Origin of the sequence: Variovorax raffinosi (assembly GCF_051216615.1) — a bacterium.
In the GTDB taxonomy this organism is placed as follows: Bacteria; Pseudomonadota; Gammaproteobacteria; order Burkholderiales; family Burkholderiaceae_C; genus Variovorax.
The window spans coordinates 63846-88045 of sequence record NZ_JBPJZR010000004.1; the positions used below are offsets into that span (position 1 = coordinate 63846).

Here is a 24200-nt window from a genome sequence, read left to right on the forward strand (position 1 = left end):
AAATAAAGGAGGAGCGAAGCGGGGGACATTCGCGAAAAAGAGCACCGTGTCGGCGTGAGTGCCGCCCTGAACAGCAGAGCGCCCCAAGACAACGCAACCTCAGGCCGCAGCAGCCCGCTGAAGCCGGTCGCGCACCCCTTCCCACTCGGGGGTATCGGGCGGAGTCTCGACCCAGATCAGCTTGACCCCCTGTGCGTCGAACTCGCGCAGCACGGCGAACAGTTGCTGCGCGCTGGCCGCCGCGTCGTCGGGCATGCGCCGCTGCAGCACGCGCTGCGAACGGCAGCGGATCGCGGTGCGCGACCACACAGCGATGTGCGCCGCGCCGGAGCCCAGCACATCGAGACCTGTCTGGATCGCCTTGGCATCCATCAGCCGCAACTTGGCGTCGGGCGCGTAGTGCGCTTCGAGCGTGCCCGAGGCGCGCGGGTCGGGCGTTTCGAGCACTTCGCGGTCGCTCAGCTTTTCGCCGCACGCCGCTTCGATCTGCGCACGCGTGATCAGGCCGGGGCGCAGCAGCACGGGCGCGCCGCGGCTGCAGTCGACGATGGTCGACTCGATGCCGACTTCACAGGCGCCACCGTCGATCACCATCAGCGCATCGCCGAACTCGTCGTGCACATGCTGGGCGGTGGTCGGACTGACACGGCCGAAGCGGTTGGCGCTGGGCCCCGCGAGGCCGGGCACGCCCTGCTCGGCACAGGCCTCCAGCAGCGCCTGCGCCACGGGGTGCGAAGGACAGCGCAGGCCGATGGTGTCCTGCCCGCCGGCCGCCGCCGCGCCCACGCCGGGCTGGCGCGTGACGATCAGCGTGAGCGGGCCCGGCCAGAAGGCCTGCACCAGCTTCTGCGCGAACGGCGGCAGCGGCTGGGCGAAGCGCGAGAGCGATTCGGTGCCCTTCATGCCGGCCGCCACGTGGACGATCAGCGGATGGTCGGACGGCCGGCCCTTGGCCTTGAAGATGCCTGCCACGGCGGTGTCGCTGCTCGCGTCGGCGCCCAGGCCGTAGACGGTTTCGGTCGGGAACGCGACCAGTCCGCCCGCGCGCAGCACGCGTGCCGCCTCGGCAATGGCTTCGGGAGATTGGCCGTCGAGGATCATGGGAGCCCGGTCACGGAAACCGCCGGCAGGCCCAGCAGCAAGGCGGCCTGCGTGGCCGTGGCGCGCACGCCTTCGAGCGTGGCGCCGGTCAGGGTCAGGTGGCCCATCTTGCGGCCGCGCCGGGGCTCCATCTTTCCGTACAGGTGCAGGTGCACGCCGGGCAGCGCGAGCACTTCGACCCACGGCGGCGAAACCGGCTTGTCGGCCTTGCTGTCGTCGCCGGCCGGAAACCACAGGTCGCCCAGCAGGTTCAGCATGATCGCGGGGCTGTGCTGGCGCGGCGCGGCCAGCGGCAGGCCGGCGAGCGTGCGCACCTGCAGCTCGAACTGCGACACGTCGCAGGCTTCCATCGTGTAGTGGCCGCTGTTGTGCGGGCGCGGCGCCATTTCGTTCACCACCAGCGAGCCGTCGGCCAATGCGAAGAATTCGACGCACAGCACGCCCACGTAGTTCAGGCCGTTGGCGATGCTCTTGGCGGAGTTGATCGCGCCCTGCGCCACGGTCTTGGGCATGTTCTGCGGATGCACCTCGGTCACGGCGAGGATGCCGTCGCGGTGCAGGTTGCGCTGCGGTGGAAAGTGCACCAGTTGCCCGTCGCGGCCGCGCGCGAGGATCACCGAGCATTCGAATTCGAGCGGCAGCAGCTTTTCGAGCACGCAGGGCACGCAGCCGGTGGCCTGCCAGGCATCGACCAGCTCGGCGCGCGTGCTCACGCGCTGCTGGCCCTTGCCGTCATAGCCCAGGCGCGCGGTTTTCAGAATGCCAGGCAGCAGATGGTCTTCGACGGCGGCAAGCTGCGCTGCCGTTTCGATGGCCGCATAGGGTGCGCAGGGCACGCCGCAGCGGGTGAAGTGGGCCTTTTCGGCAATGCGGTCCTGCGCGATGGCGATGGCCGAGGCGCCCGGCGACACCGGCCGCGCCACCGCCAGATGCTCCAGCGACGGCGCCGGCACGTTCTCGAACTCGGTCGTGACCGCGTCGGCCAGGCCGGCCAGGCGCGCCAGGCCGTCGACGTCGGCGTAGTCGGTGTGGATGTGGTTGTGGCTCACGCGGCCGGCGGGGCTGTCCGCGTCGGGGTCGAGCACCACCGTGAAGTAACCCATGCGCTGGGCTGCGTGGGCGAACATGCGCCCCAACTGGCCGCCGCCGAGCACGCCGAGGGTGGCGCCCGGAAGAATGGGCAGGTCGTTGTTGTTGTTGTCGCTCACAGGGCCCCCCCGCCTTGCGGCGAGAACGGCGACACGGCCGCCGGGTCCACGGGCGGCAGCGTCATGGCCTCGGCGGCGGCGGTCTGCGCCGTGCGGAAGGCGTCGAGCTTCGCGCGCAGCGCGGGGTTATTCACCGCCAGCATCGCGACCGCGAACAGCGCCGCATTGGCCGCGCCCGCATTGCCGATGGCAAAAGTGGCCACCGGCACGCCCTTGGGCATCTGCACGATGCTGTAGAGCGAATCAACGCCCTGCAGATGGCGGCTGGCCACCGGCACGCCGAGCACCGGCACCGTGGTTTTGGACGCCAGCATGCCCGGCAGATGGGCCGCGCCACCCGCCCCCGCGATGATCGCGGTGAGCCCGCGCCCGGCGGCGCTTTCGGCATACGCAAAGAGCGCATCGGGCATCCGGTGGGCCGAGACCACCTTTGCTTCGTGGCTGATTCCGAATTGCTGGAGAATCTCGACCGCGTTGCGCATCGTCTCCCAATCGGAGCTCGAGCCCATCACTACACCGACCTGAATGGTTTCGTTCATGGTTTCAATTTTACGTTTCACCCCCAGTTGGTTCCGATGATCGACATCACTCTCGAAAATTTCCAGGCCGAGCTGGTCGAAGGCTCCGTCGCCACGCCGGTGCTGCTCGACATCTGGGCCGAATGGTGCGGACCCTGCAAACAGCTCGGGCCGGTGCTCGAAAAGCTGGAGGTGGAGTACGCCGGCCGCTTCACGCTGGCCAAGCTGGACGCAGACAAGGTGCCGCAGATTTCGTCGCAACTGTCCGAAATGTTCGGCGTGCGCAGCATCCCGTTCTGCGTGATGTTCAAGGACGGCCAGCCGGTCGACGGCTTCGTCGGTGCCATCCCGGCCGAGAAGATCCGCGAATTCCTCGACAAGCACGTGCCGGGCGCGGACGAGGCCGAAGCGGCTTCCGAAGAGGCTGCCGCGCAGGAAGCATTGGCCGGGGGCGACACCCTGGGCGCACTCGAAAAGCTGCAGCACGCGGTGGCCACCGACCCGGCCAACGACGACGCGCGCTTCGACTACATCAAGCTGCTGCTGCAGGAAGGCCGCGTCGACGACGCCAAGGTCGCCTTTGCGCCGGTGATCGCCAAGACCTCGCTGGTGCGCCGTTTCGATTCGCTCCAACGCTGGATGGATGCTATCGATTTCGCAGCGCCAGTCGCAGGCACGGTGCCCGTTTCAGCCGATTTCGATGCAAAGATCACCGCCAACAAACGCGACTTCGAGGCCCGCTTCGGCCGCGCCCGCCTGCTGATGGCCGCGCAGCGCTGGACCGACGCGATGGACGAGCTGCTCGACATCCTCATGCGCGACAAGACCTGGAGCGAAGACCTCGCCCGCAAGACCTACATCGCGATCCTCGACCTGATCGAGCCGCCCAAGGTGAAGGTGGCCGACGGGCAAATCCCGCCGGATGATCCGGTCGTGGCCACATACCGCCGCCGCCTGAGCAGCATCGTGCTGAGCTAGCCGTTTCGGGCCGGCACCCGCGCTTCCTTCGATGCGCTGGCGAATGAAAGCGACCTGCGGGTCGCTTTTTTCTTGCCCGTCCCGCACCGAGGGCTGCGCCACGTTGGCGGCCACGGCGGCGTCGCATACGATCACGCCCGATTCAACTTGTTGCAGATTGAAAAGGAAGACTGGCCATGCGTTCCTTCACCCGCCGTATCGCACTCCCCGCTCTTGCCACGACGGCGCTGCTGACGGCCCTGACCGGTTGCGGCAGCGGCATCAGTCTTGATGAACCGATCGAAGGGCCCCTCTGGCGCCTGGCGCAACTGGGCGACGAGCCGATCGGACAGAGCGAGGCGCAGCTCCAGTTCGACCGCAGCAGCGGGCGGGTCAGCGGTTCGGGCGGGTGCAACCGGGTGTCGGGCAGCTTCACGCGCAGTGGCATCACGCTGAAGATCGGCCAGTTGGCCTCGACGCGCATGGCCTGCGCCGACCCGACGCGCGGCGCCAATGAAGCGCAGTTTCTTTCAGCCCTGCAGAGCACTGCGAGCTACCGCCTCGCCCCGGGGCGGCTTGCACTGCTCGATGCTGGCGGGCGGACTGTGGCGATCCTGAGTTCGGGCAGCCGCTGAGCGCGGGCGGCCGCCCTGCCGCCCTGGTCTATCAGCCGGTGAGGCGTTCGAGCGCTTCGCGGTACTTGGCGGCGGTCTTCTCGATGACTTCCGCCGGCAGGCGCGGCGCGGGCGGCGTCTTGTCCCAGGGCTTGCCGTTGATCTTGGTGGCTTCGAGCCAATCGCGCACGAACTGCTTGTCGTAGCTCGGCGGGTTGGTGCCGGCCGCCAGCGCGTCCTGGTAGCCCTCGACGGGCCAGTAGCGCGAGCTGTCGGGCGTGAGCACCTCGTCCATCAGCACCAGCGTGCCGGCTTCGTCCAGGCCGAACTCGAACTTGGTGTCGGCAATGATCATTCCCTTGGTCAGGGCGATCTGCGCGGCCGTCTCGTAGATCGCGATGCTGGTCTCGCGGATCTGCTGGGCCAGCTTGGGGCCGACGATCTCGACCACGCGGTCGTAGGTGATGTTTTCGTCGTGCTCGCCGGCTGCCGCCTTGGCAGCGGGCGTGAAGATCGGGCGCGGCAGCTTGCTCGCGTTGGTCAGGCCCTCGGGCAGCGGCACGCCGCACACCGAACGCGATTCCTGGTATTCCTTCCAGCCGCTGCCGGCCAGGTAGCCGCGCACCACGGCCTCGACCGGAATGGGCTTCAGGCGCTTGACCAGCATCGAGCGGCCGGTGACCTGCGGCACTTCGTCGGCCGTGACCACGCTCTCGGGCGCGTCGCCGGTCAGGTGGTTGGGGCAGAGCTGGCCGAGCCGCTCGAACCACCACAGCGCCATCTGCGTGAGGATCACGCCCTTGCCGGGGATGGGCTCGCCCATGATCACGTCGAAGGCGCTGAGCCGGTCGCTCGCGACCATCAGGATGCGGTCTTCGCCGACGGCGTAGTTGTCGCGCACCTTGCCGCGCGCAAGCAGGGGCAGGCTCTGGATGGAGGAGGTGTGGACGGTGGTCATGGAACAGTTGCTCTGGGAACGGGAAAACGGGGTGACGTGGAAAACGGATTGTGCGCGCAGAAAAAAGCCACCGCGGACGGTGGCCTTCGAATCGCGCGGAAGTTTTAAACGACTTCTTGCGCCAGCTCGCCCTTGGCGTACTTGGCGGCGACCACTTGCAGCGTGTCGCCCTTGATCTTCGGGCCCTGGCCTTCGCAGCCGAACTCGACATAGCGCTGCTTGCAGATCAGCTTGGCGGCTTCGCGCGCGGGCTTGAGCCATTCGCGGGCGTCGAACTTCTCGGGGTTCTCGAACAGGAACTTGCGCACCGCGCCGGTCATGGCCAGGCGGATGTCGGTGTCGATGTTGATCTTGCGCACGCCGTGCTTGATGGCTTCCTGGATTTCCTTGACCGGCACGCCGTAGGTTTCCTTCATGTTGCCGCCGTACTGGCGAATGATGGCCAGCAGCTCCTGCGGCACGCTCGACGAGCCGTGCATCACCAGGTGGGTGTTGGGAATGCGGCGGTGGATTTCCTTGATGCGGTCGATCGCCAGGATGTCGCCGGTGGGCTCGCGCGTGAACTTGTAGGCGCCGTGGCTGGTGCCGATGGCAATGGCCAGCGCGTCGATCTGGGTGCGCTTGACGAAGTCGGCGGCCTGCTCGGGGTCGGTCAGCAGTTGCTCGCGCGTCATGGTGTCGTCGGTGCCGTGGCCGTCTTCCTTGTCGCCCTTCATGGTTTCGAGCGAACCGAGGCAGCCGAGCTCGCCTTCGACGGTCACGCCCAGGCGGTGGGCCATGTCCGACACCTTCTTGGTGACGTCCACGTTGTAGTCGTAGCTGGCGATGGTCTTGCCGTCGGCTTCGAGCGAGCCGTCCATCATGACCGAGCTGAAGCCCAGGTCGATGGCGCCCTTGCAGACGTCGGGGTTCTGGCCGTGGTCCTGGTGCATGACCAGCGGAATGCCGGGGTACTGCTCGATGGCGGCCTGGATCAGGTGCTTGATGAAGGCTTCGCCGGCGTACTTGCGGGCGCCTGCGCTGGCTTGCAGGATGACGGGGGCGCCGACTTCCTTGGCGGCCTCCATCACGGCTTGCACCTGTTCGAGGTTGTTGACGTTGAAGGCCGGAATGCCGTAGCCATTGGCTGCGGCATGGTCGAGCAGTTCGCGCATCGAGACGAGTGCCATGGAGAAATACCTCGCGGGAATTAGGGAAAAGAGAAGGCGGAAAGACGAGAAAAACTGCCCCAATTCTACCGAGCGACCTTGTGGGACGACACTGACGGCAACCCGAGGAAATCGATGACGGGCGGCAGCACCGGGCCACCGAGCCACTGGATCGGCTTGGCAAAGGCGCCGATCAGCGTGACATGGCTCAGGTTGTCGAACAGCTTTACCTCTACCGGCACGCCGGCGGCGCGCAGCGCGGCAGCCATCTGGCCGGTGTTGCGGTCGGGGTAGACCAGGTTGTCCTTGGAGGCCGCCATCAGCAGCGCGCGGGGCGATGCAGCCGTGACATGCGCCAGCGGCTGCGAGTCGCGCGGCGTGTTCGGCCAGTTGAAGGCGGCCTGCGCCTGCGGGTCGCCGATGGGCAGGAAGTCGTAGGGGCCGGCCAGGCCGATCCAGCCCGCGAGCTGCGCCGGGCTGGCGCCCACTTCGGCCAGCCAGCGATCGTCCAGCGCCACCATCGCGGCGTTGTAGCCGCCCGAGCTGTGGCCCATCACGTAGACCTGCTTCGGGTCGGCGCCCAGTTGCGCGGCGTTGTCGAGCGCCCATTTCACGGCCAGCGCGCTGTCGCGCACGAACACCGGGTAGGTGAAGACGGGCGATAGGCCGTAGTCGGGAATCACCACCACCGCGCCGCGCGCGGCCAGCGCCTCGCCGACGAACTTGTAGCTGGCGCGGTCGCCATTGGTCCAGGTGCCACCGAAGAAGAACACCACCAGCGGACGGGCGCCCCGGGCGGGCGAGGTGGACGGCAGCGGCTGGTACACGTCGAGCACCTGGCGCTGCGCCTTCCCGTAGGCGATGCCGCCCTGGAACTGGTACGTATCGCCGGGCACCAGGCCGTTGAGCACCTTGATCGGCGAGCAGGCCGAAAGCGCGACGGCGGCGGTGACGGTGAAGGCGGTGAAGAAGGCGCTGCGACGCCGGCGAAGTGACGCGAAGGTGGGAAAGCTCATCGCCACAGTACGCACGCGAAGGCGCGCCGGTTTCGTCAGATGGGAAGCTGCGTGGTCGACAGCACCTGCTTCAGAACGACGAAGGTGCGGATCTGCCGCACGCCCGGCAGGTACAGCAACTGCTCGGCATGCAGGCGGTTGAAGCTGTCGTTGTCGCGGGTGCGCACGAGCATGAAGTAGTCGAACTCGCCGGTGACCACATGGCATTCGAGACAGCCCGAGACCTTCTGCGCGGCCTTCTCGAAGTCGGCGAAGGAATCGGGCGTGGAGCGGTCGAGCACCACGCCGATCATCACGAGCATGCCGAGATCGAGCGCGTCGGGGTCGAGCAGCGCCACGACGCCCTTGATGAGTCCCGCCGCCTTGAGCCGCTCGACGCGGCGCAGGCAGGCCGGCGCACTGAGGTTCACCTTGGCTGCCAGCGCCACGTTCGAGACCGAGGCGTCGCGCTGCAGGGCGCGAAGGATCGCCCGGTCGGTGCGATCCAGCTCAGGCGCTACACGCAATTTTGTTGTGCTCATTGGCTCTTCTTTGGACTGAAAGTTCCAGTGAATCTCATCTTGCCTTCTTTTGATCCGCAGATCCAGAAAACTTCGCAAGCACGTTGCGAGCCCTTCTTCCTACGATTGCTGGCACCAACTCCCTGGAGCCACGCAGATGAACCTGAAGAAGTTTCCCCGTCACGCCCTGACCTTCGGCCCGACGCCGATCCATCCGTTGAAGCGCCTGAGCGCGCACCTGGGCGGCAAGGTCGATCTCTATGCCAAGCGCGAGGACTGCAACAGCGGCCTGGCCTTCGGCGGCAACAAGACGCGCAAGCTCGAATACCTGATCCCCGAGGCGCTCGAAGGCGGCTACGACACGCTGGTGTCCATCGGCGGCATCCAGTCGAACCAGACGCGGCAGGTGGCGGCGGTGGCCGCGCACCTCGGGCTGAAGTGCGTGCTGGTGCAGGAGAACTGGGTCAACTATTCGGACGCGCTGTACGACCGGGTCGGCAACATCGAGATGTCGCGCATCCTCGGCGCCGATGTGCGGCTCGACGCGGCGGGCTTCGACATCGGCATCCGCAAGAGCTGGGAAGAAGCCATGGCCGACGTGCGCAAGGCCGGCGGCAAGCCCTTTCCGATTCCGGCCGGCTGCTCGGAACATCCGCGCGGCGGCCTCGGCTTCGTCGGCTTTGCCGAGGAAGTGCGCCAGCAAGAGGCCGAGCTGGGCTTCAAGTTCGACTACATCGTGACCTGCTCGGTCACCGGCAGCACGCAGGCCGGCATGGTGGTGGGCTTCGCGGCCGACGGCCGGGCCGACCGCGTGATCGGCATCGACGCCTCGGCCAAGCCGCAGCAGACCTTCGAGCAGATCGTGCGCATCGCCAAGGGCACGGCCGAGCTGGTCGAGCTGGGCCGCGACATCACCGAAAAAGACGTGGTGCTGGACCGCCGCTTCGGTGGCCCCGAATACGGGCTGCCGAACGACGGCACGCTGGAGGCGATCCGCCTTTGCGCGCGCTTCGAGGGGATGCTGACCGACCCCGTGTACGAGGGCAAGTCGATGCACGGGATGATCGAGAAGGTGCGGCTGGGGGAATTCCCGGCCGGCTCGAAGGTGCTGTATGCGCACCTGGGCGGTGTGCCCGCCCTGAACGCCTACAGCTTCCTCTTCAGGAACGGCTGAGCGGGGGGACCGCGCAACGAAAAAGGCCGGCATGCGCCGGCCTTTTTTGCTGCAAGCGTGCTCAGCTCGCGCGGCAGATCTTGAGCATGTTGGTGCCGCCCGGGGCACCCATCGGCTCGCCGCAGGTGATGGCGTAAACGTCGCCGCTTTGCACGATGCCACGCTTCTTCAGGTGGTTCTCGGCCTGCAGCAGCGCGGTGTCGCGGTCGCTTTCCGAATCCATCAGCAGCGGGCGCACGTTGCGGTACAGCGCCAGCTTGCGCTGCGTGGCCAGCCGCGAGGTCAGGGCGTACATCGGAATGTGCGCGCGGTGGCGGCTCATCCACAGCATGGTGGAGCCCGACTCGGTCAGCGCCACGATGGCCTTGGCGCCCAGATGGTGCGCCGTGAACAGCGCGCCCATGGCAATCGACTGGTCGATGCGGCTGTAGGTCTTGCCGCTGAAGTCGGCGTCGAGCGTCTTGTCTTCGGCGATTTCGGCGGCTTCGCAGATGCGGCTCATCTCCTGCACCGTTTCGAGCGGGTAGCGGCCCGAGGCGGTTTCGGCCGAGAGCATCACGGCGTCGGTGCCGTCGAGCACGGCGTTGGCCACGTCGCTCACTTCGGCGCGCGTGGGCACGGGGTTGGTGATCATCGACTCCATCATCTGGGTCGCGGTGATCACCACCTTGTCCATGTCGCGCGCCATGCGGATCATCTTTTTCTGCAGCGCGGGCACGGCGGCATTGCCGACTTCAACGGCGAGGTCGCCACGGGCGACCATGATGCCGTCGCTGGCGCGCAGGATTTCTTCGAGCTTGGGAATGGCTTCGGCGCGTTCGATCTTGGCGATCATCCCGGGCTTGTGGCCGAACTCGGCCGCCGCCACGTTGCACAGCTGGCGCGCCATTTCCATGTCGGTGGCGTTCTTGGGGAAGCTCACGGCCACGTAGTCGGCCTGGAAGCTCATCGCGGTCTTGATGTCTTCCATGTCCTTGGCCGTCAGCGCGGGCGCCGTGAGGCCGCCACCCTGCTTGTTGATGCCCTTGTTGTTCGACAGCTCGCCGCCCAGCTTGACGGTGGTGTGCACGGCTTCGCCGCGAACAGCGTCGACGGTCAGCACGATCAGGCCGTCGTTCAGCAGCAGCTTGTCGCCGGGCTTCACATCGCGCGGCAGGTCCTTGTAGTCCAGGCCCACGGCGTCGATGTCGCCCAGCTCGGTGCGCGAGGCGTCGAGCACGAACTTGGCGCCCGGCTCCAGCCAGACCTTGCCCTGCGCGAACTTGCCGACGCGAATCTTCGGACCCTGCAGGTCGGCCATGATGGCCACTTCGCGGCCCACCTTGCGGGCGGCTTCGCGCACCATGGCGGCGCGGTCGATGTGGTCCTGCGCGGTGCCGTGGCTGAAATTGAGCCGCACCACGCTGACCTTGGCCAGGATCATCTGCTCCAGCAGTTCCGGCGTGTTGGACGCCGGGCCGAGCGTGGCAACGATCTTGGTGGCGTGGCGGGGGATGCGGTCCGTGCTCATGAAGGTAGTCTCCGTTTTGTATTCGCTACTGTATACACTTTGTGTGTCTGACGGAAGACACCTCCGTGGGTTTTCCCGCCGCCGGACTCAGCCGGCCGCGCGCTTGGACAGGATTTCGAAGGCCGGCAGGGTCTTGCCTTCCAGCACTTCGAGAAACGCGCCGCCGCCGGTCGAGATGTAGCCGACCTGCTTTTCGATGCCGTACTTGGCAATGGCGGCCAGCGTGTCGCCGCCGCCGGCGATCGAGAAGGCGCTGCTCTGGGCAATCGCTTGCGCGATGGCCTTGGTGCCGCCCTCGAAGGCGTCGAACTCGAACACGCCCACCGGACCGTTCCAGACGATGGTGCCGGCTTCGCGCAGTTGCGCGGCCAGGATCGCGGCGGTCTTGGGGCCGATGTCCAGGATCAGGTCGTCGTCCGCCACGTCGTTGGCGTCTTTGACGGTGGCAGCCGCGTCGGCCGCGAAGGTCTTGGCCGTGACCACGTCCACCGGGATCGGCACGTCGGCGCCGCGCGCGCGCATGGCCTCGATCACCGCCTTGGCCTGGTCGATCAGGTCGGGCTCGGCCAGCGACTTGCCGATCTTCAGGCCGGCCGCCAGCATGAAGGTGTTGGCGATGCCGCCACCCACGATGAGCTGGTCGACATTGGCCGACAGGCTCTTGAGGATGGTCAGCTTGGTGCTGACCTTCGAGCCCGCCACGATGGCCACCAGCGGGCGCTTGGGCTGGGCCAGCGCCTTGGTGATGGCATCCATCTCGGCGGCCAGCAGCGGGCCGGCCGCGGCGACCTTGGCGAACTGAGCGATGCCGTAGGTGGTGGCTTCGGCGCGGTGCGCGGTGCCGAAGGCGTCGTTCACGTAGATGTCGGTGAGCGCGGCAAGCTTGCGGGCCAGCGCTTCGTCGTTCTTCTTTTCGCCCTTGTTGACGCGGCAGTTCTCCAGCAGCACGACCTGGCCGGGCTTCACGTCGACGCCGTCGACCCAGTTGGCGACCAGCGGCACGTCGCGGCCGAGCAGTTCGCCCAGGCGCTTGGCCACGGGGGCGAGCGAGTCTTCGGGCTTGAATTCGCCTTCGGTCGGGCGGCCCAGGTGCGAGGTGACCATCACGGCCGCGCCAGCGTCGAGCGCCAGCTGGATGCAGGGCACCGAGGCGCGCACGCGCGTGTCTTCGGTGATGTTGCCGGCGTCGTCCTGCGGCACGTTGAGATCGGCGCGGATGAAAACGCGTTGGCCGGTGGCCTTGCCCTGCGCGCAGAGGTCGGTGAATCGAATGACGTTCATGGATCTGGAGGTGGTGGAAGACGGGTCGGCCTGCATTGTAGGTTTCGCCCTAGCGCACCCCTGTGCTTCCCTTGCGCCCGGCTGATGCTTTTCAGCCCTTTTGCTGGGCCTTGGCGAAGCGTTCGAGGATCTCGACAAAACTCGCTGCGGCGGGAGACAGCACACGCCGCGCGGCGCCGTAGACGCACACCTCGCGATGGAAGTCCGGCGACTCCAGCCGCACCATCTGCAGCCCATGGGCACGCACCAGCGGGGCCGAGTAGGTCGGGCACACCGTCAGTCCGAGCCCCGAAGCCACCATGCCCAGCGCGGTCGTCATGTACGACACCTCCTGGGTGCTCGGGCGCAGCATGTACGCGCGCTCGGCCGCGGCCAGCTCGGGCAGCACGCGCTGGCGGAAGTCGCGCGTCGGCGCGATGAAGGTGTAGGGCTCGAGCTCGTGCCAGCGCACCTTGCGGCGCTTGGCGAAGGCGTGCCCGGGCGGGCAGATCAGCCAGTGGCGATCGCGAAAGAGCGTGCGGCGCTCGATGGCGCTGTCGACCGCCACGTCCTGCCCCACGGCCAGTTCCACGTCGCCAGCCATCACGCCCGTGAGCAGGTGCTCGGGCAGGGTGTCGGCCAGCCGCACGTCGACATCGGGATAAGCCTCGCGGTAGACCGCGATCACGCGCGGCATCAGCGTGCAGGCCATGAGCTGCGGCGCCGCAAGCCGCAACAAGCCTTTCTTCTTGTCACGCAGATCGGTCACGCCCGCTACCGCGCTCGTGAGATCGCCCAGCAGCCTATGCACCGAAGGCAAGAACTCGCGCCCCGCCTCCGACAGCTGCACGCTGCGGGTGTGGCGGTCGAGCAGTTGCACGCCCATCTCGCGTTCGAGTTCGCGCACCAGCACGCTCAACGCCGACTGGGTCAGGTGCAACTGCTGCGCCGCGGCGGTGAAGCTGCCGGCTTCGGCCACGGCGGCAAAGGCGCGCAACTGGCGCAGGGTCAGATTCATATGGTTATTTCATCAATCGATGAATTAATTTCGATTGCATCATAAGACGCGGCATCGCCCAATCGCGGCTTACCGGAGACAAGCCATGCCGACGACTGCCCCCACGGCACCCCCACCACCCGTTCGCGGGTTGCATCACTTCGCCTGGCGCTGCCGCGACAGCGAAGAGACCCGCCATTTCTACGAAGACCTGCTGGGCCTGCCGCTGGCCCACGTCATCAAGAGCGACCACGTGCCGAGCACGGGCGAGTACTGCCCCTACGTCCACATCTTTTTCCAGATGCGCGACGGCTCGTACATCGCCTTCTTCGACCTGGGCGACGACATCGCCGCGCTGCCTTCGCCCAACACGCCCGCGTGGGTGAACCACATCGCACTGCGCGTCGATTCGGTGGCCGACCTGCTGGCCGCCAAGGCGCGCCTCGAAGGCGCCGGCATCGAGGTGCTGGGCGTGACCGACCACCACATCATCGAATCGATCTACTTCTTCGACCCCAACGGCATCCGCGTGGAACTGACCACGCCGACCGTGCCGCAGGCCGAGATGGACGCGCATGCGCTGCGCGCCCATGCCGACCTCGACGCCTGGACCGCGCGCAAGGCCGAGCTGCGCGCGGCAAGGAGTGCGTCGAATGCCTGAGATGCAACTCGCCGTCATCGACGTCAAGCCCGGCGCATCGATGGAAAGCCAGTCGGGCCTGCAGCTGCTGCGCCCGCGCATCTACGGCGCTTACCGCGCGCCGGTAGGGCCGAAGAAGATCGCGGCCATCGTGATGCACCCGACCAGCAACTTCATGGGCCACTACCTGATCGGCCCGCTGGCCGAGCGCGGCATCTGCTGCATGGGCCTGAACTCACGCTTCGTGGGCAACGACACGGTGCTGCTGATGGAGCGCGCCATTCAGGACCTGGGTGCCGGCGTGCAGTACCTGCGCGCGGCCGGCTACGAGAAGGTGTTCCTGGTGGGCAACTCAGGCGGCGCGGCGCTCGCGGCCTTCTACCAGGCACAGGCCGAGAAGCTCACCGCCACGCACCTGCCCGACGGCGACCCCACGCACCTGCACCCCGACGACCTGCCGCCCGTGGACGGCATCGCGCTGTGCGCCGCGCACCTGGGCCGCACGCGGCTGATGCGCGACTGGATCGACCCCTCGGTCACCGACGAGCACGATCCGCTCTCGGTGGACCCCGAACTCGACATGTACGACCCGCGCCACCGCATGCCTTATGACCCTGCATTCCTCGCGCGCTTCAGCGCAGCGCAGAAGGCGCGGCTGGACCGCATCGAGCAATGGGCCATCGACCGACTCGCGCTGCTGCGCAGCACACCGGGCGCACCGCGCGACCAGGCCTTCGTCGTCTACCGCACGCACGCCGATCCGCGCTGCGTGGACCTCTCGCTCGATGCCAACGAGCGCCTGCCCGGCAGCGTGTGGGGCGATGCGCGGCAAGTGAACTACTCGGCCAACGCAATGGGCCGCACCACCTCGTTGACCGCCTTCCTGTCGCAGTGGTCGTCGCGCTCGCAGGCCGACGGGCCCACCAACCTTGCGCGCACCACGGTGCCGAAGCTGCTGCTGACCTACACGGGCGACCAATCGACTTTTCCGAGCACGCGCGATGCATGGATGGCCGCGGGCGGATCGCGCATCCGCAATGTCGACATCGTGGGCGGCAATCACTACCTGGCGGGCCAGCCGCACCTGATTCCGCAGGCGGCCGACGCCATCGCCGAGTTCGCGCACGCGCTGTAGAAGAGACATGGAAAACTTTGCATTCGCACCGGCCTACGAGCTGCCGGTCTGGCACTTCACGCCACCGCCCGAGCTGAACAGCACGACCGTGGTGCGCCACCCGATCGTGATCGTCGGCGCGGGGCCATCCGGCCTCACGCTGGCTTGCGACCTCGCGCAGCGCGGCGTGCATGCGGTGCTGATCGACGAAGACGACACCGTCGGCGTGCGCGGCGCTTCGTCGCGTGGCATCTGCTATGCGCAAAAGAGCCTGGAGATCTTCGAGCGCCTAGGCATCTACGAACGCATTGCAGCCAAGGGCATCACCTGGTCGTTCGGGCGCACCTTCTCGGGCGAGCAGGAGGTCTACAACTTCAACCTGCAGACGAACAACGTCTCGAAGCAACCGCCGTTCATCAACCTGCAGCAGTTCTACGTCGAGTGGTTCCTGGTCGAACGCATCCTCGAGATCGGCATGACCGACGTGCGCTGGAAGAGCCGCGTGACCCGCATCGAGCAACTGGGCGACGGCGTGCGCCTCGACATCGAGACGCCGGCCGGCAGCTACACCATCGAGGCCGATCACCTGATCGACGCCACGGGCGCCAACAGCCCCATCCGCACGCAGCTCGGCATCGAGGCGCATGCCTCGCGCAGCACCGACCGCTGGTGCATCAGCGACGTGCGCTTCAAGAAGCCGCTGCCCACCGAGCGCTGGACCTGGGTCGATGCACCGTTCAACGAAGGCCGTGGCGTCTGGCAGCACCTGATGGCCGACGGCGTGTGGCGCATCGACTACCAGATGCCCGAAGACTGCGACACGGCTCACATCAGCAAGCCCGAAGTGGCGGGCGCGCGGCTGCGCGAGCAGCTCGGGCCCGACGTGGAGTTCGAGTTCGTGTGGATCGGCCCCTATGGCTACCGCGACCACCTGCTCGACAGCTTCCGGCATGGCCGCGTGTTCTTCATCGGCGATGCGGCGCATGTGGTGAGCCCCTTCGGTGCGCGCGGTGGCAACAGCGGCATCCAGGATGCGGCGAACCTCGGCTGGAAGCTCGCGCTGGTCGCGCAAGGGCAGGCCGGCGATGCGCTGCTCGACAGCTACGACGCCGAGCGCCAACCCGCCGCCGCGCAGAACCTGCAGGTGACGAGCCGCTCGGCGCGCTTTCTCGCGCCGCGCTCGCCGGCCGAGCACACGCTGCGCCGGGCCGTGGTGGCACTCGCCGCGCGCCATCCGTTTGCACGGGCGCTGGTGAACACCGGGCGCATGTCGGTGGCCAACGATTACCCGGTGGCACCGCGGTTGCCCGAAGGCGGCCGCACGGTGCAGAACCTGCCGCTGCGCTGGGCCGACGACGGACGCGAGACGACGCTGATGCAACTGCTGGCCGAGGGCACGCAATGCATCGGCCTGTGGTTTGCGCCGACACGCGAGCAAGCCCGTGCCGCCATCGACGCCACGGCCTCGCTGCCGCTGCGCCTGCTGGCCGTGGGCGGCGACAGCGGCTTGCCCACGCTGCAGCCCGACGAACAACTCTCGCGGCATCTCGGCATCGGCGATGCGGGCAGCTTCGTGCTTGTTCGGCCCGATGCCTACCGCGCCGCCGTGCTGGCGCAAGCCACGCCCGAAGCCATCGCCGCCGCATTGCGCACCGCACTCGCCCACGACACCGCCCCATGAACACAGCGCCCCATATCCCCGACCCCGACGGCTTCTACGCCGCGCTGCTGGCCGCGCACGAAGGCCTGAGCGAGCCTCAAAGCGCCGACCTCAATGTCCGCCTCGTGCTGCTGCTGGCCAACCAGTGCGGCGACCAGTCCGTGCTGCTGGCCTGCATCCGCGCGGCCGCCGAAGACAACCCCACGACCACTCGAACCCCATGACCGCCAACGTCTCTTTCGCTTCTGCCTCGGACACCCGCGAGCAGAAGCCCCAACTGCGCGAACTCGCACCCGGTGCCTACGGCTACATCAGCGACTTCGATCCCAACTGCGGCTTCGTCGTCGGCGACGAACACGTGGTGCTGATCGACACACGCCCCACACCGCGCATGGCGCGCGACTTTCTCGCGGCCATCCGCACGGTGACCGACAAGCCCATCAAGACCATCGTGCTCACCCACTACCACGCGGTGCGCGTGATGGGCGCGAGCGCCTTCGACGAAGTGGAGCAGATCATCGCGAGCAACGGCACGCTCGACTGGGTCCGCACGCGCGGGCAGGCCGATTTCGATTCGGAGGTCGGCCGCTTTCCGCGCCTGTTCGCGGGCGTGGAAGAGATCCCGGGCCTGACTTTCCCGACGATGAGCTTCGATCGCCAGATGAGCCTGTGGCTAGGGCCGCGCCCCGGCACGGGCCGCGAGCTGCGCCTGATGGCGCTGGGCCGGGGCCATTCGAGCGGCGACACCGTGGCATGGCTGCCCGACTGCGGCGTGCTGTTCTCGGGCGACGTGGTCGAGAACCACTGCGGCGTGTACGCGGGCGACGCCTACATCGGCGACTGGGCCGGCACGCTCGACGCGGTGCACGCGCTGAAGCCGCGCGTGCTGGTGCCTGGACGCGGCGCGGTGCTGCAGGACGAAGCCGCATGCGCCGAGGCCATCGGCCTGACCAAAGCCTTTCTGTCGACGCTGCTCGACAGCGTGCGCGCCGGCATCGCCGCAGGCGAAACGCTGCGCGGCTGCTTCGCGCGTGCCGAAGCGGCGATGACGCCGCGCTTCGGCCACTGGCCCGTGTTCCAGCACGTGCTGCCCTTCGACGTGTCGCGTGCCTATGACGAACTGCGCGGCATCGAGCACCCCGTCATCTGGACGGCGGAGCGCGACCGCGAGCTGTGGCAAGTCCTGCGCGGCGAATGAGCTGAACCGATTTCAAAACAGGCAACGGAGACAAAAGACGATGATGAAACGCTTCCTTCCCCTGCTGGCCGCGGCCCTCGCGCTCGCCACCAGCCCCTTCGCCTCCGCGCAACCGGCGGCCTACCCGAGCCAGCCGGTCAAGTGGATCGTTCCGTACTCGGCGGGTGGTGGCACCGACAACCTCGCGCGCTCGCTGGCCGAGGCGATGCAGCCTTCATTGGGGCAGCCGCTGATCATCGACAACCGGCCCGGCGCATCGACCAACATCGGCGTGTCCGTGATGATGCAGGCCAAGCCCGATGGCTACACGATCATGCAGGCCGAGAACGCGGCGCTGCTCTTCAACGAGCACATGTTCACCAAGCTGCCCTACAAGCCGGCGACCGACTTCACCTACATCGGCACCATCGGCCGCTTTCCGGTGGCGCTGGTGGTGCACCCCGACTTTCCCGCGAAGACGGTGGCGGAGTTCGTGCGCTACGTGAAGGCCAACCCCGAGAAGGTCAGCTATGCCTCGCCGGGCAACGGCTCGCCGCATCACATGGCGATGGAACTCTTCAAGCAGAAGGCCGGACTGAGCATCGTGCATGTGCCGTACAAGGGCGCCGCGCCCGCGATGTCCGACGTGATGGGCGGCCAGGTGCCGGTGATGATGCTCGACCTGGCTTCGGGCCTGCCGATCATCCGCTCGGGCAAGGTGCGGGTGCTGGCCATTGCGCTGCCGCAGCGCGCGAACGCGTTGCCCGATGTGCCGACCTTCGTCGAGGCCGGTTTCCCTGACGTCAATGCCTACGCCTTCCACGGCCTGATCGGCCCGGCCGGCATGCCGCCCGAAGCGGTGGCGCGGCTGAACGCCGAACTGCACAAGGCGATGAAAGCACCGAAGGTGGTGAAGCTGTTCGCGGACTTCGGCTTCGAGGCGCTGCCGGGCACGCCGCAGGATTTCTACAAGCTCTCGCGTGCCGAGAGCGATCGCTGGGGCAAGATCATTCAGGCCGCTGGCGTGAAGCTGGAATGACCGGCTACCAACCGAGCCAGAGGTGCAGCGGCAGGTACACCGCCATGCCCGCGAGCATCGTGCCGAGCACGCCGCGCCGCCAGTAGAAGTACGCCGCACCGACGACCGCCGCATACAGGCGGGCGTCGTGCAGCGTGGTGATGAGGTGGCCCTGCGTCATCACGATCTCGGGTGCGATCACGCCGGCGAGCGCGGCGGCCGGCGCGTAGTGCAGCGCACGGTGGGCCCAGTCGGGCAGACCCCAGGGCCGGTCGAGGATGAAGAAGAAGCAGCGCGTGAGCACGGTGACGAGCGCCAGCCCGACGATCACGCCCATCGTCCACAGGTCGGTGGTGCCGCTCACTTGTCGTCCTCCGCGGTGGGGTCGAGCCCGAACTGCTTTTCGAGCCAGAAGCACAGCAGCACGGCCGCGCCGATGGCCACGACGATGTTGAGCTTGAGCGGCAGCGAATAGGCGGCCACGGCCGTGGCGCCGGCGATCAGCCCGGCCAGCACGCGCAGCCGCGTGGTCGCCATCGAGCAGACGATGGCCACCAGGCTCAGCACGCCCGCGAAGCCCAGGCCCCAGGTCTGCGGAATGAAGTTGGCCAGCGCGATGCCCAACAGGCTCATGCCCATCCAGGCGCTCCAGGTCACGAAGTAGTTGCCGGTGAGGTAGGCCTCTTGCGCTTCCTTTTCGGCGATGGTGGCCGGGGGCTTCGGGTACTGCTTTGTGAACAGCGCATAGCTCATGTCCGCCGTGAGGTAGCCGTGCACCATGCGGCGCCAGCGCGGCATGTGCATGAGGTAGGGCCGCAGGTGCAGGCTGAACACCACGAAGCGCAGGTTGACGCAAAAGCCCGTCGCCAGAATCACCCAGGCCGGCGCGCCCGCGAACAGCAGCGGAATGGCCGCAAGCTGCGAGCTGCCCGCGTAGACCAGCAAGGTCATCGCGATGGCCTCGATCACGCTCATGTCCGACTTGACCATGGCCACGCCGGTCATCAAACCCCAGGCGCCGATGCCCATGGCCACGGAGGACATGTCGCGCACGCCCACGCGGAATTCGGGGCGGCGGCGGATGTCTGCGGAAAGAAACATCAGCCGAACACCTGCCCGGGCTTCAGATCGAAGCCGCGCAGGAAATCGGCCACGGCCAGGCGCTTGCCGCCGGGACGCTGAAGCTCGGTGAGCATGACGGTCGAGCCGGCAGCCGCCACGGCGACGCCGGTGTCGGTCACGGACAGGATCGTGCCCGGCGCGGCCGACGCGTCGGCGGCGGGTGCCGCGTGGGCGGTCCAGAGCTTGATGGTCTCGCCGTCGAGCGGGCTGTTGGCGCCCGGAAAGGGATCGAACGCCCGCACGCGCCGCACGATGGCGTCGGCGGCCTGGGCCCAGTCGATCAGGGCCTCGTGCTTCTCGACCTTGCTGGCGTAGGTAACGCCTTCGGCCGGCTGCGGCGTGCGGGTGAGGGCGCCGATGTTCGCCAATGCTTCGACGATCATGCGGCCGCCCAGCGCGGCCAGACGGTCGTGCAGGCGGGCGGTGTTGTCGTCGCCGATCTCGATGGCTTCGCGCAGCAGCATGTCGCCGGTGTCCAGGCCCGCATCCATCTGCATGATGGTGATGCCGGTCTGCGCATCGCCGGCCTCGATGGCGCGGTGGATGGGCGCCGCGCCGCGCCAGCGCGGCAGCAGGCTGGCGTGGATGTTGAGGCAACCGTGCACCGGCAGGTCGAGCACCCACTGCGGCAGGATCAGCCCGTAGGCGGCGACCACCATCACGTCGGGCTGCGCTGCCAGCAGGGCGTCGCGTCCGGCCGCCGCTTCTTCGGGGTACTTGCCGTCGAGCCGCAGGCTGCGCGGCTGGGCCACGGGCCAGTTGTTGGCAACCGCGCACTGCTTGACCGGCGAGGCCTGCAGCTTCATGCCGCGACCGGCGGGCCGGTCGGGCTGGCTCATCACCAGGACGATGTCATGGCCGGCCGCCGCAATGGCTTCCAGCGCGACGCGCGCGAACTCGGGCGTGCCCGCGAAAACGACCTTGAGCCGGCTCAATCCCGCAGCCGATCGAATTCGAGATCGTCCCCCGTGTGATAGCGCCGGACCACGCCGGTCGGGTCGATGTAGATATAGAGCATGCGGCGTTCGTTCACGGCCTTGTAGCGCCAGGTCCAGACGGCGCCGTCGAAGGAGCTGACGCGGGAGATTTCATACGGACGGCCATAGAAGGCCATCACGTCGTTCTGGCGCCACTCGTTGACCTTGATGTCCTGGCCGAAGCGCGCTTCGCTCAGCACCTGGGTGGCCGAGACGACCTTGCCCGCCGCGTCCACGTCGATGTCGGTGACCTCGAAGCCGGCTGGCATGCGCGAATACTGCAGGCGCTCGCCACCGCCGTTGAGCGGGTAGCGGCCCGTGGGCGTGCCCAGGCGCTGCAGGGTCTCGGCGGCCGTGGTGCCGGGCTGGATGCGGGTGGGGTCGTTGACGCAGCCGGCGAGTACCAACGCGGACAGGGCGAATGCCGCCAGCGCTGCCAGGGACCCGGCGCGGCGCGTCATGGCGGTCAAGCCCGCTCCCGCAGCTCTTCGCGCTGCTGCTTCAGCAGCTTGCTCTTGATCCGGTTGCGCTTCAGGGGCGAGAGGTATTCGACGAACACCTTGCCAAGCAGGTGGTCGAGTTCGTGCTGGATGCACACGGCCAGCAGGCCGTCGGCCTCGATGGTGCGCAATTCGCCGTTTTCGTCGAGCGCCTGGACCTTGACCGCCGTCGAGCGCATGACGCCGTCATAGATGCCGGGCACCGACAGGCAGCCTTCTTCGTTCAGCACTTTTTCGTCGCTGGCCCAGGTGATCTCGGGGTTGATCAGCACGATCGGTTCGTTGCGTTCTTCAGACACATCGATGACGACCAGGCGCTCATGCACGTCGACCTGGGTCGCGGCCAGACCGATGCCGTTGGCGTCGTACATGGTCTCCAGCATGTCAGCCACCAGGGTCTTGATGCGCGCGTCGACGCCTTGCACCGGTTTGGCCACGGTGTGCAGGCGTTTGTCCGGGTAACTCAGAATGATTCGTTTGGCCATGAAATCGGGGGGAAGTTGTGGCTATTTTCGCCAATTCCGCGACGCGACGGGCCGCGCGGGGCCGAAAACGTTGCCCTCCCAGGGGCTTCAGCGCAGAATTCGTAGCAAATTGTGAGATTCGTATGCGCGGCGATACGTTGCCCGCTCACCCATCCAGACATGAACAAGCTCAGATCCACTGAACGCCAGCGCCCCTCTTTTCTTGCAACGTTGACCGCCCTGGCGGTCATTGGCAGTTGCGGCGCCACGACGGCCTGGGCTCAAAACTACCCCGTCACGCCCCAGCAGCGCGCCACCGCCCAGCAGACCGCCCAGGCCGGCGTTCCGCTGAACGAGCTGGCGCCCAGGGCGCCCGACGAATACACGATCAAGCCCGGCGACACGCTCTGGGCCATTTCGCGCCTGTACCTGCTGCACCCCTGGCGCTGGCCGGAACTGTGGGGCATGAACATCAGCGAGATCGCGAACCCGCACCGCATCTACCCCGGCCAGGTGCTGTACCTGGACAAGAGCGGCGGCCGCGCACGCCTGACCACCCGCCGCGGCGGCTTCAGCGGCGATGGCGGCACCATCAAGCTGTCGCCGCGCACGCGCTTCGACTCGCTGTCCGGCATGGCGCTGCCCACGCTCAATCCGAGCCTGATCGAGCCGTTCCTGAGCGAGCCGATCGTGGTGGACGCCAACACGCTGGACGCCGCACCGCGCATCGTGGCCGGCAACGACAGCCGCGTGCTGCTGTCGCGCGGCGACCGCGCCTATGCCCGTGGCAACGCCGGCTCGCCGCTGGTCGAGGCCCCGGGGCCGGTCCAGCACTTCCGCGTCTTCCGCAATGCCACGCCGCTGAAAGACCCGGGCACGGGCGAGATCCTCGGCTACGAGGCGCAGTACCTGGGCAAGGCCCAGCTGCAACGCGGCGAGTCGACCACCATCGAGACGGTGGAAAACAAGGACCTCATCACCGTGGTGCCCGCGAGCCTCGACATCATCGCGTCGCGCGAGGAAATACGCGCCGGCGACCGCCTGCTGCCCGAGCCGCCGCGCCAGTTGCTGAGCTACGCGCCGCGCGCGCCCTCCACGCAGGTCGACGGCCGGATCATCTCGGTCTACGGCAACGCGGTGCAGTTCGCCGCCCAGAACCAGGTAGTGGCCATCAACAAGGGCACCCGCGACGGCATCGACAGCGGCCACGTGCTGGCCATCCTGAAGAACGGCGAGACCATCCTCGACCGCACCGGCGAACGCAAGGAAACCATCAAGCTGCCGAACGAACGCATCGGCCTGCTGATGGTGTTCCGCACCTTCGAGAAAGTTTCCTACGCGCTGGTGCTCGAAATCAACGACACTCCGCGCGCCGGCGACTTCCTCGTCAACCCCTGACCTGCGGCCCCGGCTCTCTCTTCTTTCGCAATCGTTTGGAACGCGCAGAACTCGCAGGTTGGCTGCGACTCTCACTGACGCCGGGCATCGGCGATGCCACCGCACGCCGCCTGCTTGCGGCCTTCGGCCTGCCCGAAGATGTCTTCGCGCAGCCGGAAGCCGCGCTGCGTGAGGTCGTCACCGTCGCCCAGGCCGAAGCCCTGCGGCAGGCACCCGCCGGCCTGCAGCCGCAGGTCGACCAGACCTGGCAATGGCTGCACGCCACCGACAACGGCATTGCGCGCCGCATCGTGACGCTCGGCGACGCCAGCTACCCGACCGCGCTGCTCGAAATGGCCGACCCGCCGCCGATGCTCTATGTGCTCGGTGGCGCCGACTTCGACCTGACGCAGCTCGACCACAGCATCGCCGTCGTGGGCAGCCGCAATCCAACGCCGCAGGGCGCCACCAACGCACGCAGCTTCGCGCGGGCGCTGGGCGAAGCGGGCCTGCCCGTGGTGTCGGGGCTGGCGTTGGGTGTCGACGGCGCGGCGCATCAAGGCGCGCTCGAAGCAGCGGGCAACACGCCGCGGCTTGCCACGGTGGCCGTGGTGGGCACCGGCCTGGACCGCGTCTACCCCGCGCGGCACCGCGACCTGGCGCACCGCATCACCTTGCAAGGGTTGATCGTGAGCGAGCTGCCGCTCGGCACGCCACCGCTCACGCAGAATTTTCCGAAGCGCAACCGCCTCATCGCCGGACTGGCGCGCGGCACGCTGGTGGTCGAGGCGGCATTGGCGTCGGGCTCGCTGATCACCGCGCGGCTCACCTCGGAGCAGGGCAAGGAAGTGTTCGCCATTCCGGGCTCGATCCATTCGCCGCAATCGCGCGGCTGCCATGCGCTGATCCGCCAGGGCGCCAAGCTCGTGGAGTCGGTGAACGACATCCTCGAAGAGCTGCCACCACTTCGCACCAACGGCTCGCTCGCATCCGCAACCCCGGACGAAGGCGCCGCCCTTGAAGACCCGCTGCTGGACGCCCTCGGCTTCGACCCCGTGAGCCTCGACGCACTGAGCGCGCGCACCGGCTGGAGCGCGGCCGCGCTGCAGGCGAAGATGCTTGAACTGGAGTTGGACGGCCAGGTCGCGCGACTGCCCGGCGGGCTCTTTCAACGAATGGCTTCCACTTAG

The 24200-nt window shown here is 67.6% G+C and carries 26 protein-coding genes; 11 read left to right on the plus strand and 15 right to left on the minus strand.

Going from position 1 to position 24200, the window contains the following annotated elements:
- Positions 1-99: 99 nt before the first annotated feature.
- From ACSFB7_RS14445 to purE, 3 genes are read right to left on the minus strand one after another with little or no spacing between them, the layout of a single operon-like run.
- Positions 100-1101: an L-threonylcarbamoyladenylate synthase gene (locus ACSFB7_RS14445; protein ID WP_435471165.1), complete on the minus strand. Its 1002-nt coding sequence runs from the start codon at positions 1099-1101 to the stop codon at positions 100-102.
- Positions 1098-2309: a 5-(carboxyamino)imidazole ribonucleotide synthase gene (locus tag ACSFB7_RS14450; RefSeq protein ID WP_435471167.1), complete on the minus strand. Its 1212-nt coding sequence runs from the start codon at positions 2307-2309 to the stop codon at positions 1098-1100. Before ACSFB7_RS14450 ends, ACSFB7_RS14445 begins: the two co-directional genes overlap by 4 nt.
- Positions 2306-2848 carry a 5-(carboxyamino)imidazole ribonucleotide mutase gene (purE, locus tag ACSFB7_RS14455; protein ID WP_435471169.1) on the minus strand — a complete coding sequence of 181 codons (543 nt, stop codon included), beginning with the start codon at positions 2846-2848 and terminating at the stop codon, positions 2306-2308. Before purE ends, ACSFB7_RS14450 begins: the two co-directional genes overlap by 4 nt.
- Before the next feature lie 36 nt (positions 2849-2884).
- Between purE and ACSFB7_RS14460 the strand changes: the two genes are divergently transcribed.
- Both ACSFB7_RS14460 and ACSFB7_RS14465 read left to right on the plus strand, forming a co-directional pair.
- On the plus strand, positions 2885-3805 hold the full coding sequence (locus tag ACSFB7_RS14460) for a tetratricopeptide repeat protein (RefSeq protein WP_435471171.1): 921 nt from the start codon (positions 2885-2887) through the stop codon (positions 3803-3805).
- Positions 3806-3981: 176 nt separating this feature from the next.
- A complete protein-coding gene (locus ACSFB7_RS14465) occupies positions 3982-4419 on the plus strand; it encodes an META domain-containing protein (protein WP_435471173.1) in 438 nt (145 codons plus the stop codon).
- Between the two features lie 31 nt (positions 4420-4450).
- Here ACSFB7_RS14465 and ACSFB7_RS14470 read toward each other — a convergent pair whose 3' ends face one another.
- The 4 genes from ACSFB7_RS14470 to ACSFB7_RS14485 all read right to left on the minus strand — a co-directional run bounded on the left by ACSFB7_RS14470 (position 4451) and on the right by ACSFB7_RS14485 (position 8041).
- Positions 4451-5356 carry a phosphoribosylaminoimidazolesuccinocarboxamide synthase gene (locus ACSFB7_RS14470; protein ID WP_187112812.1) on the minus strand — a complete coding sequence of 302 codons (906 nt, stop codon included), beginning with the start codon at positions 5354-5356 and terminating at the stop codon, positions 4451-4453.
- 104 nt (positions 5357-5460) lie between these two features.
- Positions 5461-6525, minus strand: a complete 1065-nt coding sequence (gene fba / locus ACSFB7_RS14475; protein ID WP_435471175.1) for a class II fructose-bisphosphate aldolase — start codon at positions 6523-6525, stop codon at positions 5461-5463.
- Between the two features lie 65 nt (positions 6526-6590).
- The gene (locus ACSFB7_RS14480) at positions 6591-7520 is read right to left on the minus strand and encodes an alpha/beta hydrolase (protein ID WP_435471177.1); all 930 of its coding nucleotides are present in this window, start codon (positions 7518-7520) and stop codon (positions 6591-6593) included.
- 35 nt (positions 7521-7555) lie between these two features.
- The gene (locus ACSFB7_RS14485; RefSeq protein ID WP_435471179.1) at positions 7556-8041 is read right to left on the minus strand and encodes an Lrp/AsnC family transcriptional regulator; all 486 of its coding nucleotides are present in this window, start codon (positions 8039-8041) and stop codon (positions 7556-7558) included.
- A gap of 136 nt (positions 8042-8177) precedes the next feature.
- On the opposite strand from ACSFB7_RS14485, the gene ACSFB7_RS14490 reads away from it, so the two are divergent.
- Positions 8178-9194: a 1-aminocyclopropane-1-carboxylate deaminase gene (locus ACSFB7_RS14490; RefSeq protein WP_435471182.1), complete on the plus strand. Its 1017-nt coding sequence runs from the start codon at positions 8178-8180 to the stop codon at positions 9192-9194.
- Positions 9195-9255: 61 nt separating this feature from the next.
- Here ACSFB7_RS14490 and pyk read toward each other — a convergent pair whose 3' ends face one another.
- The 3 genes from pyk to ACSFB7_RS14505 form a co-directional block, all read right to left on the minus strand.
- A complete protein-coding gene (pyk, locus tag ACSFB7_RS14495) occupies positions 9256-10704 on the minus strand; it encodes a pyruvate kinase (protein ID WP_435471184.1) in 1449 nt (482 codons plus the stop codon).
- Positions 10705-10791: 87 nt separating this feature from the next.
- Positions 10792-11985 carry a phosphoglycerate kinase gene (locus ACSFB7_RS14500; RefSeq protein WP_435471186.1) on the minus strand — a complete coding sequence of 398 codons (1194 nt, stop codon included), beginning with the start codon at positions 11983-11985 and terminating at the stop codon, positions 10792-10794.
- A 91-nt stretch (positions 11986-12076) separates the two neighbouring features.
- Positions 12077-12982: a LysR family transcriptional regulator gene (locus tag ACSFB7_RS14505; RefSeq protein ID WP_435471188.1), complete on the minus strand. Its 906-nt coding sequence runs from the start codon at positions 12980-12982 to the stop codon at positions 12077-12079.
- A gap of 85 nt (positions 12983-13067) precedes the next feature.
- On the opposite strand from ACSFB7_RS14505, the gene ACSFB7_RS14510 reads away from it, so the two are divergent.
- The 6 genes from ACSFB7_RS14510 to ACSFB7_RS14535 are packed head-to-tail and all read left to right on the plus strand — an operon-like array spanning position 13068 to position 18591.
- Complete coding sequence (locus ACSFB7_RS14510) at positions 13068-13622, plus strand: VOC family protein (protein ID WP_435471190.1); 555 nt, start codon at positions 13068-13070, stop codon at positions 13620-13622.
- Positions 13615-14736 (plus strand): alpha/beta hydrolase family protein, encoded by a 1122-nt coding sequence (locus tag ACSFB7_RS14515; RefSeq protein WP_435471192.1) that lies wholly within the window; start codon positions 13615-13617, stop codon positions 14734-14736. Before ACSFB7_RS14510 ends, ACSFB7_RS14515 begins: the two co-directional genes overlap by 8 nt.
- 7 nt (positions 14737-14743) lie before the next feature.
- Complete coding sequence (locus tag ACSFB7_RS14520) at positions 14744-16396, plus strand: FAD-dependent monooxygenase (protein ID WP_435471194.1); 1653 nt, start codon at positions 14744-14746, stop codon at positions 16394-16396.
- Entirely contained in the window at positions 16393-16599 is a 207-nt protein-coding gene (locus ACSFB7_RS14525; RefSeq protein ID WP_435471196.1) for a DUF2783 domain-containing protein, read from the plus strand. Before ACSFB7_RS14520 ends, ACSFB7_RS14525 begins: the two co-directional genes overlap by 4 nt.
- Positions 16596-17573, plus strand: a complete 978-nt coding sequence (locus ACSFB7_RS14530; RefSeq protein ID WP_435471198.1) for an MBL fold metallo-hydrolase — start codon at positions 16596-16598, stop codon at positions 17571-17573. Before ACSFB7_RS14525 ends, ACSFB7_RS14530 begins: the two co-directional genes overlap by 4 nt.
- A 43-nt stretch (positions 17574-17616) precedes the next feature.
- Positions 17617-18591, plus strand: a complete 975-nt coding sequence (locus ACSFB7_RS14535; RefSeq protein WP_435471870.1) for a Bug family tripartite tricarboxylate transporter substrate binding protein — start codon at positions 17617-17619, stop codon at positions 18589-18591.
- Positions 18592-18595: 4 nt separating this feature from the next.
- Here ACSFB7_RS14535 and ACSFB7_RS14540 read toward each other — a convergent pair whose 3' ends face one another.
- The 5 genes from ACSFB7_RS14540 to def are packed head-to-tail and all read right to left on the minus strand — an operon-like array spanning position 18596 to position 21654.
- Positions 18596-18907, minus strand: a complete 312-nt coding sequence (locus tag ACSFB7_RS14540) for an AzlD domain-containing protein (RefSeq protein ID WP_435471872.1) — start codon at positions 18905-18907, stop codon at positions 18596-18598.
- A 23-nt stretch (positions 18908-18930) separates the two neighbouring features.
- Complete coding sequence (locus ACSFB7_RS14545) at positions 18931-19671, minus strand: AzlC family ABC transporter permease (protein WP_435471200.1); 741 nt, start codon at positions 19669-19671, stop codon at positions 18931-18933.
- The gene (gene fmt, locus ACSFB7_RS14550) at positions 19671-20627 is read right to left on the minus strand and encodes a methionyl-tRNA formyltransferase (protein WP_435471202.1); all 957 of its coding nucleotides are present in this window, start codon (positions 20625-20627) and stop codon (positions 19671-19673) included. Before fmt ends, ACSFB7_RS14545 begins: the two co-directional genes overlap by 1 nt.
- Positions 20624-21130, minus strand: coding sequence for a hypothetical protein (locus ACSFB7_RS14555; protein ID WP_435471874.1), 507 nt, complete (start codon positions 21128-21130; stop codon positions 20624-20626). Before ACSFB7_RS14555 ends, fmt begins: the two co-directional genes overlap by 4 nt.
- A 5-nt stretch (positions 21131-21135) precedes the next feature.
- Positions 21136-21654: a peptide deformylase gene (def, locus tag ACSFB7_RS14560; RefSeq protein ID WP_435471204.1), complete on the minus strand. Its 519-nt coding sequence runs from the start codon at positions 21652-21654 to the stop codon at positions 21136-21138.
- A gap of 159 nt (positions 21655-21813) precedes the next feature.
- Between def and ACSFB7_RS14565 the strand changes: the two genes are divergently transcribed.
- Together ACSFB7_RS14565 and dprA are read left to right on the plus strand one after the other, a co-directional pair.
- Positions 21814-23031 (plus strand): LysM peptidoglycan-binding domain-containing protein, encoded by a 1218-nt coding sequence (locus ACSFB7_RS14565; protein WP_435471206.1) that lies wholly within the window; start codon positions 21814-21816, stop codon positions 23029-23031.
- Between the two features lie 35 nt (positions 23032-23066).
- Positions 23067-24200 (plus strand): DNA-processing protein DprA, encoded by a 1134-nt coding sequence (gene dprA / locus ACSFB7_RS14570; RefSeq protein ID WP_435471208.1) that lies wholly within the window; start codon positions 23067-23069, stop codon positions 24198-24200.

Bases quoted from the DNA above. Each gene is read 5' to 3' on its own strand.
- ACSFB7_RS14530 (WP_435471198.1), top strand. From the start codon at position 16,596: ATGACCGCCAACGTCTCTTTCGCTTCTGCCTCGGACACCCGCGAGCAG.
- ACSFB7_RS14465 (WP_435471173.1), top strand. From the start codon at position 3,982: ATGCGTTCCTTCACCCGCCGTATCGCACTCCCCGCTCTTGCCACGACG.
- ACSFB7_RS14445 (WP_435471165.1), bottom strand. From the start codon at position 1,101: ATGATCCTCGACGGCCAATCTCCCGAAGCCATTGCCGAGGCGGCACGC.
- ACSFB7_RS14485 (WP_435471179.1), bottom strand. From the start codon at position 8,041: ATGAGCACAACAAAATTGCGTGTAGCGCCTGAGCTGGATCGCACCGAC.
- ACSFB7_RS14490 (WP_435471182.1), top strand. From the start codon at position 8,178: ATGAACCTGAAGAAGTTTCCCCGTCACGCCCTGACCTTCGGCCCGACG.
- ACSFB7_RS14555 (WP_435471874.1), bottom strand. From the start codon at position 21,130: ATGACGCGCCGCGCCGGGTCCCTGGCAGCGCTGGCGGCATTCGCCCTG.
- pyk (WP_435471184.1), bottom strand. From the start codon at position 10,704: ATGAGCACGGACCGCATCCCCCGCCACGCCACCAAGATCGTTGCCACG.
- ACSFB7_RS14480 (WP_435471177.1), bottom strand. From the start codon at position 7,520: ATGAGCTTTCCCACCTTCGCGTCACTTCGCCGGCGTCGCAGCGCCTTC.
- purE (WP_435471169.1), bottom strand. From the start codon at position 2,848: ATGAACGAAACCATTCAGGTCGGTGTAGTGATGGGCTCGAGCTCCGAT.
- ACSFB7_RS14515 (WP_435471192.1), top strand. From the start codon at position 13,615: ATGCCTGAGATGCAACTCGCCGTCATCGACGTCAAGCCCGGCGCATCG.
- ACSFB7_RS14505 (WP_435471188.1), bottom strand. From the start codon at position 12,982: ATGAATCTGACCCTGCGCCAGTTGCGCGCCTTTGCCGCCGTGGCCGAA.
- ACSFB7_RS14565 (WP_435471206.1), top strand. From the start codon at position 21,814: ATGAACAAGCTCAGATCCACTGAACGCCAGCGCCCCTCTTTTCTTGCA.
- ACSFB7_RS14460 (WP_435471171.1), top strand. From the start codon at position 2,885: ATGATCGACATCACTCTCGAAAATTTCCAGGCCGAGCTGGTCGAAGGC.
- ACSFB7_RS14510 (WP_435471190.1), top strand. From the start codon at position 13,068: ATGCCGACGACTGCCCCCACGGCACCCCCACCACCCGTTCGCGGGTTG.
- def (WP_435471204.1), bottom strand. From the start codon at position 21,654: ATGGCCAAACGAATCATTCTGAGTTACCCGGACAAACGCCTGCACACC.
- ACSFB7_RS14520 (WP_435471194.1), top strand. From the start codon at position 14,744: ATGGAAAACTTTGCATTCGCACCGGCCTACGAGCTGCCGGTCTGGCAC.
- ACSFB7_RS14540 (WP_435471872.1), bottom strand. From the start codon at position 18,907: ATGGGCGTGATCGTCGGGCTGGCGCTCGTCACCGTGCTCACGCGCTGC.
- ACSFB7_RS14525 (WP_435471196.1), top strand. From the start codon at position 16,393: ATGAACACAGCGCCCCATATCCCCGACCCCGACGGCTTCTACGCCGCG.
- ACSFB7_RS14470 (WP_187112812.1), bottom strand. From the start codon at position 5,356: ATGACCACCGTCCACACCTCCTCCATCCAGAGCCTGCCCCTGCTTGCG.
- ACSFB7_RS14545 (WP_435471200.1), bottom strand. From the start codon at position 19,671: ATGTTTCTTTCCGCAGACATCCGCCGCCGCCCCGAATTCCGCGTGGGC.
- ACSFB7_RS14500 (WP_435471186.1), bottom strand. From the start codon at position 11,985: ATGAACGTCATTCGATTCACCGACCTCTGCGCGCAGGGCAAGGCCACC.
- ACSFB7_RS14535 (WP_435471870.1), top strand. From the start codon at position 17,617: ATGAAACGCTTCCTTCCCCTGCTGGCCGCGGCCCTCGCGCTCGCCACC.
- fba (WP_435471175.1), bottom strand. From the start codon at position 6,525: ATGGCACTCGTCTCGATGCGCGAACTGCTCGACCATGCCGCAGCCAAT.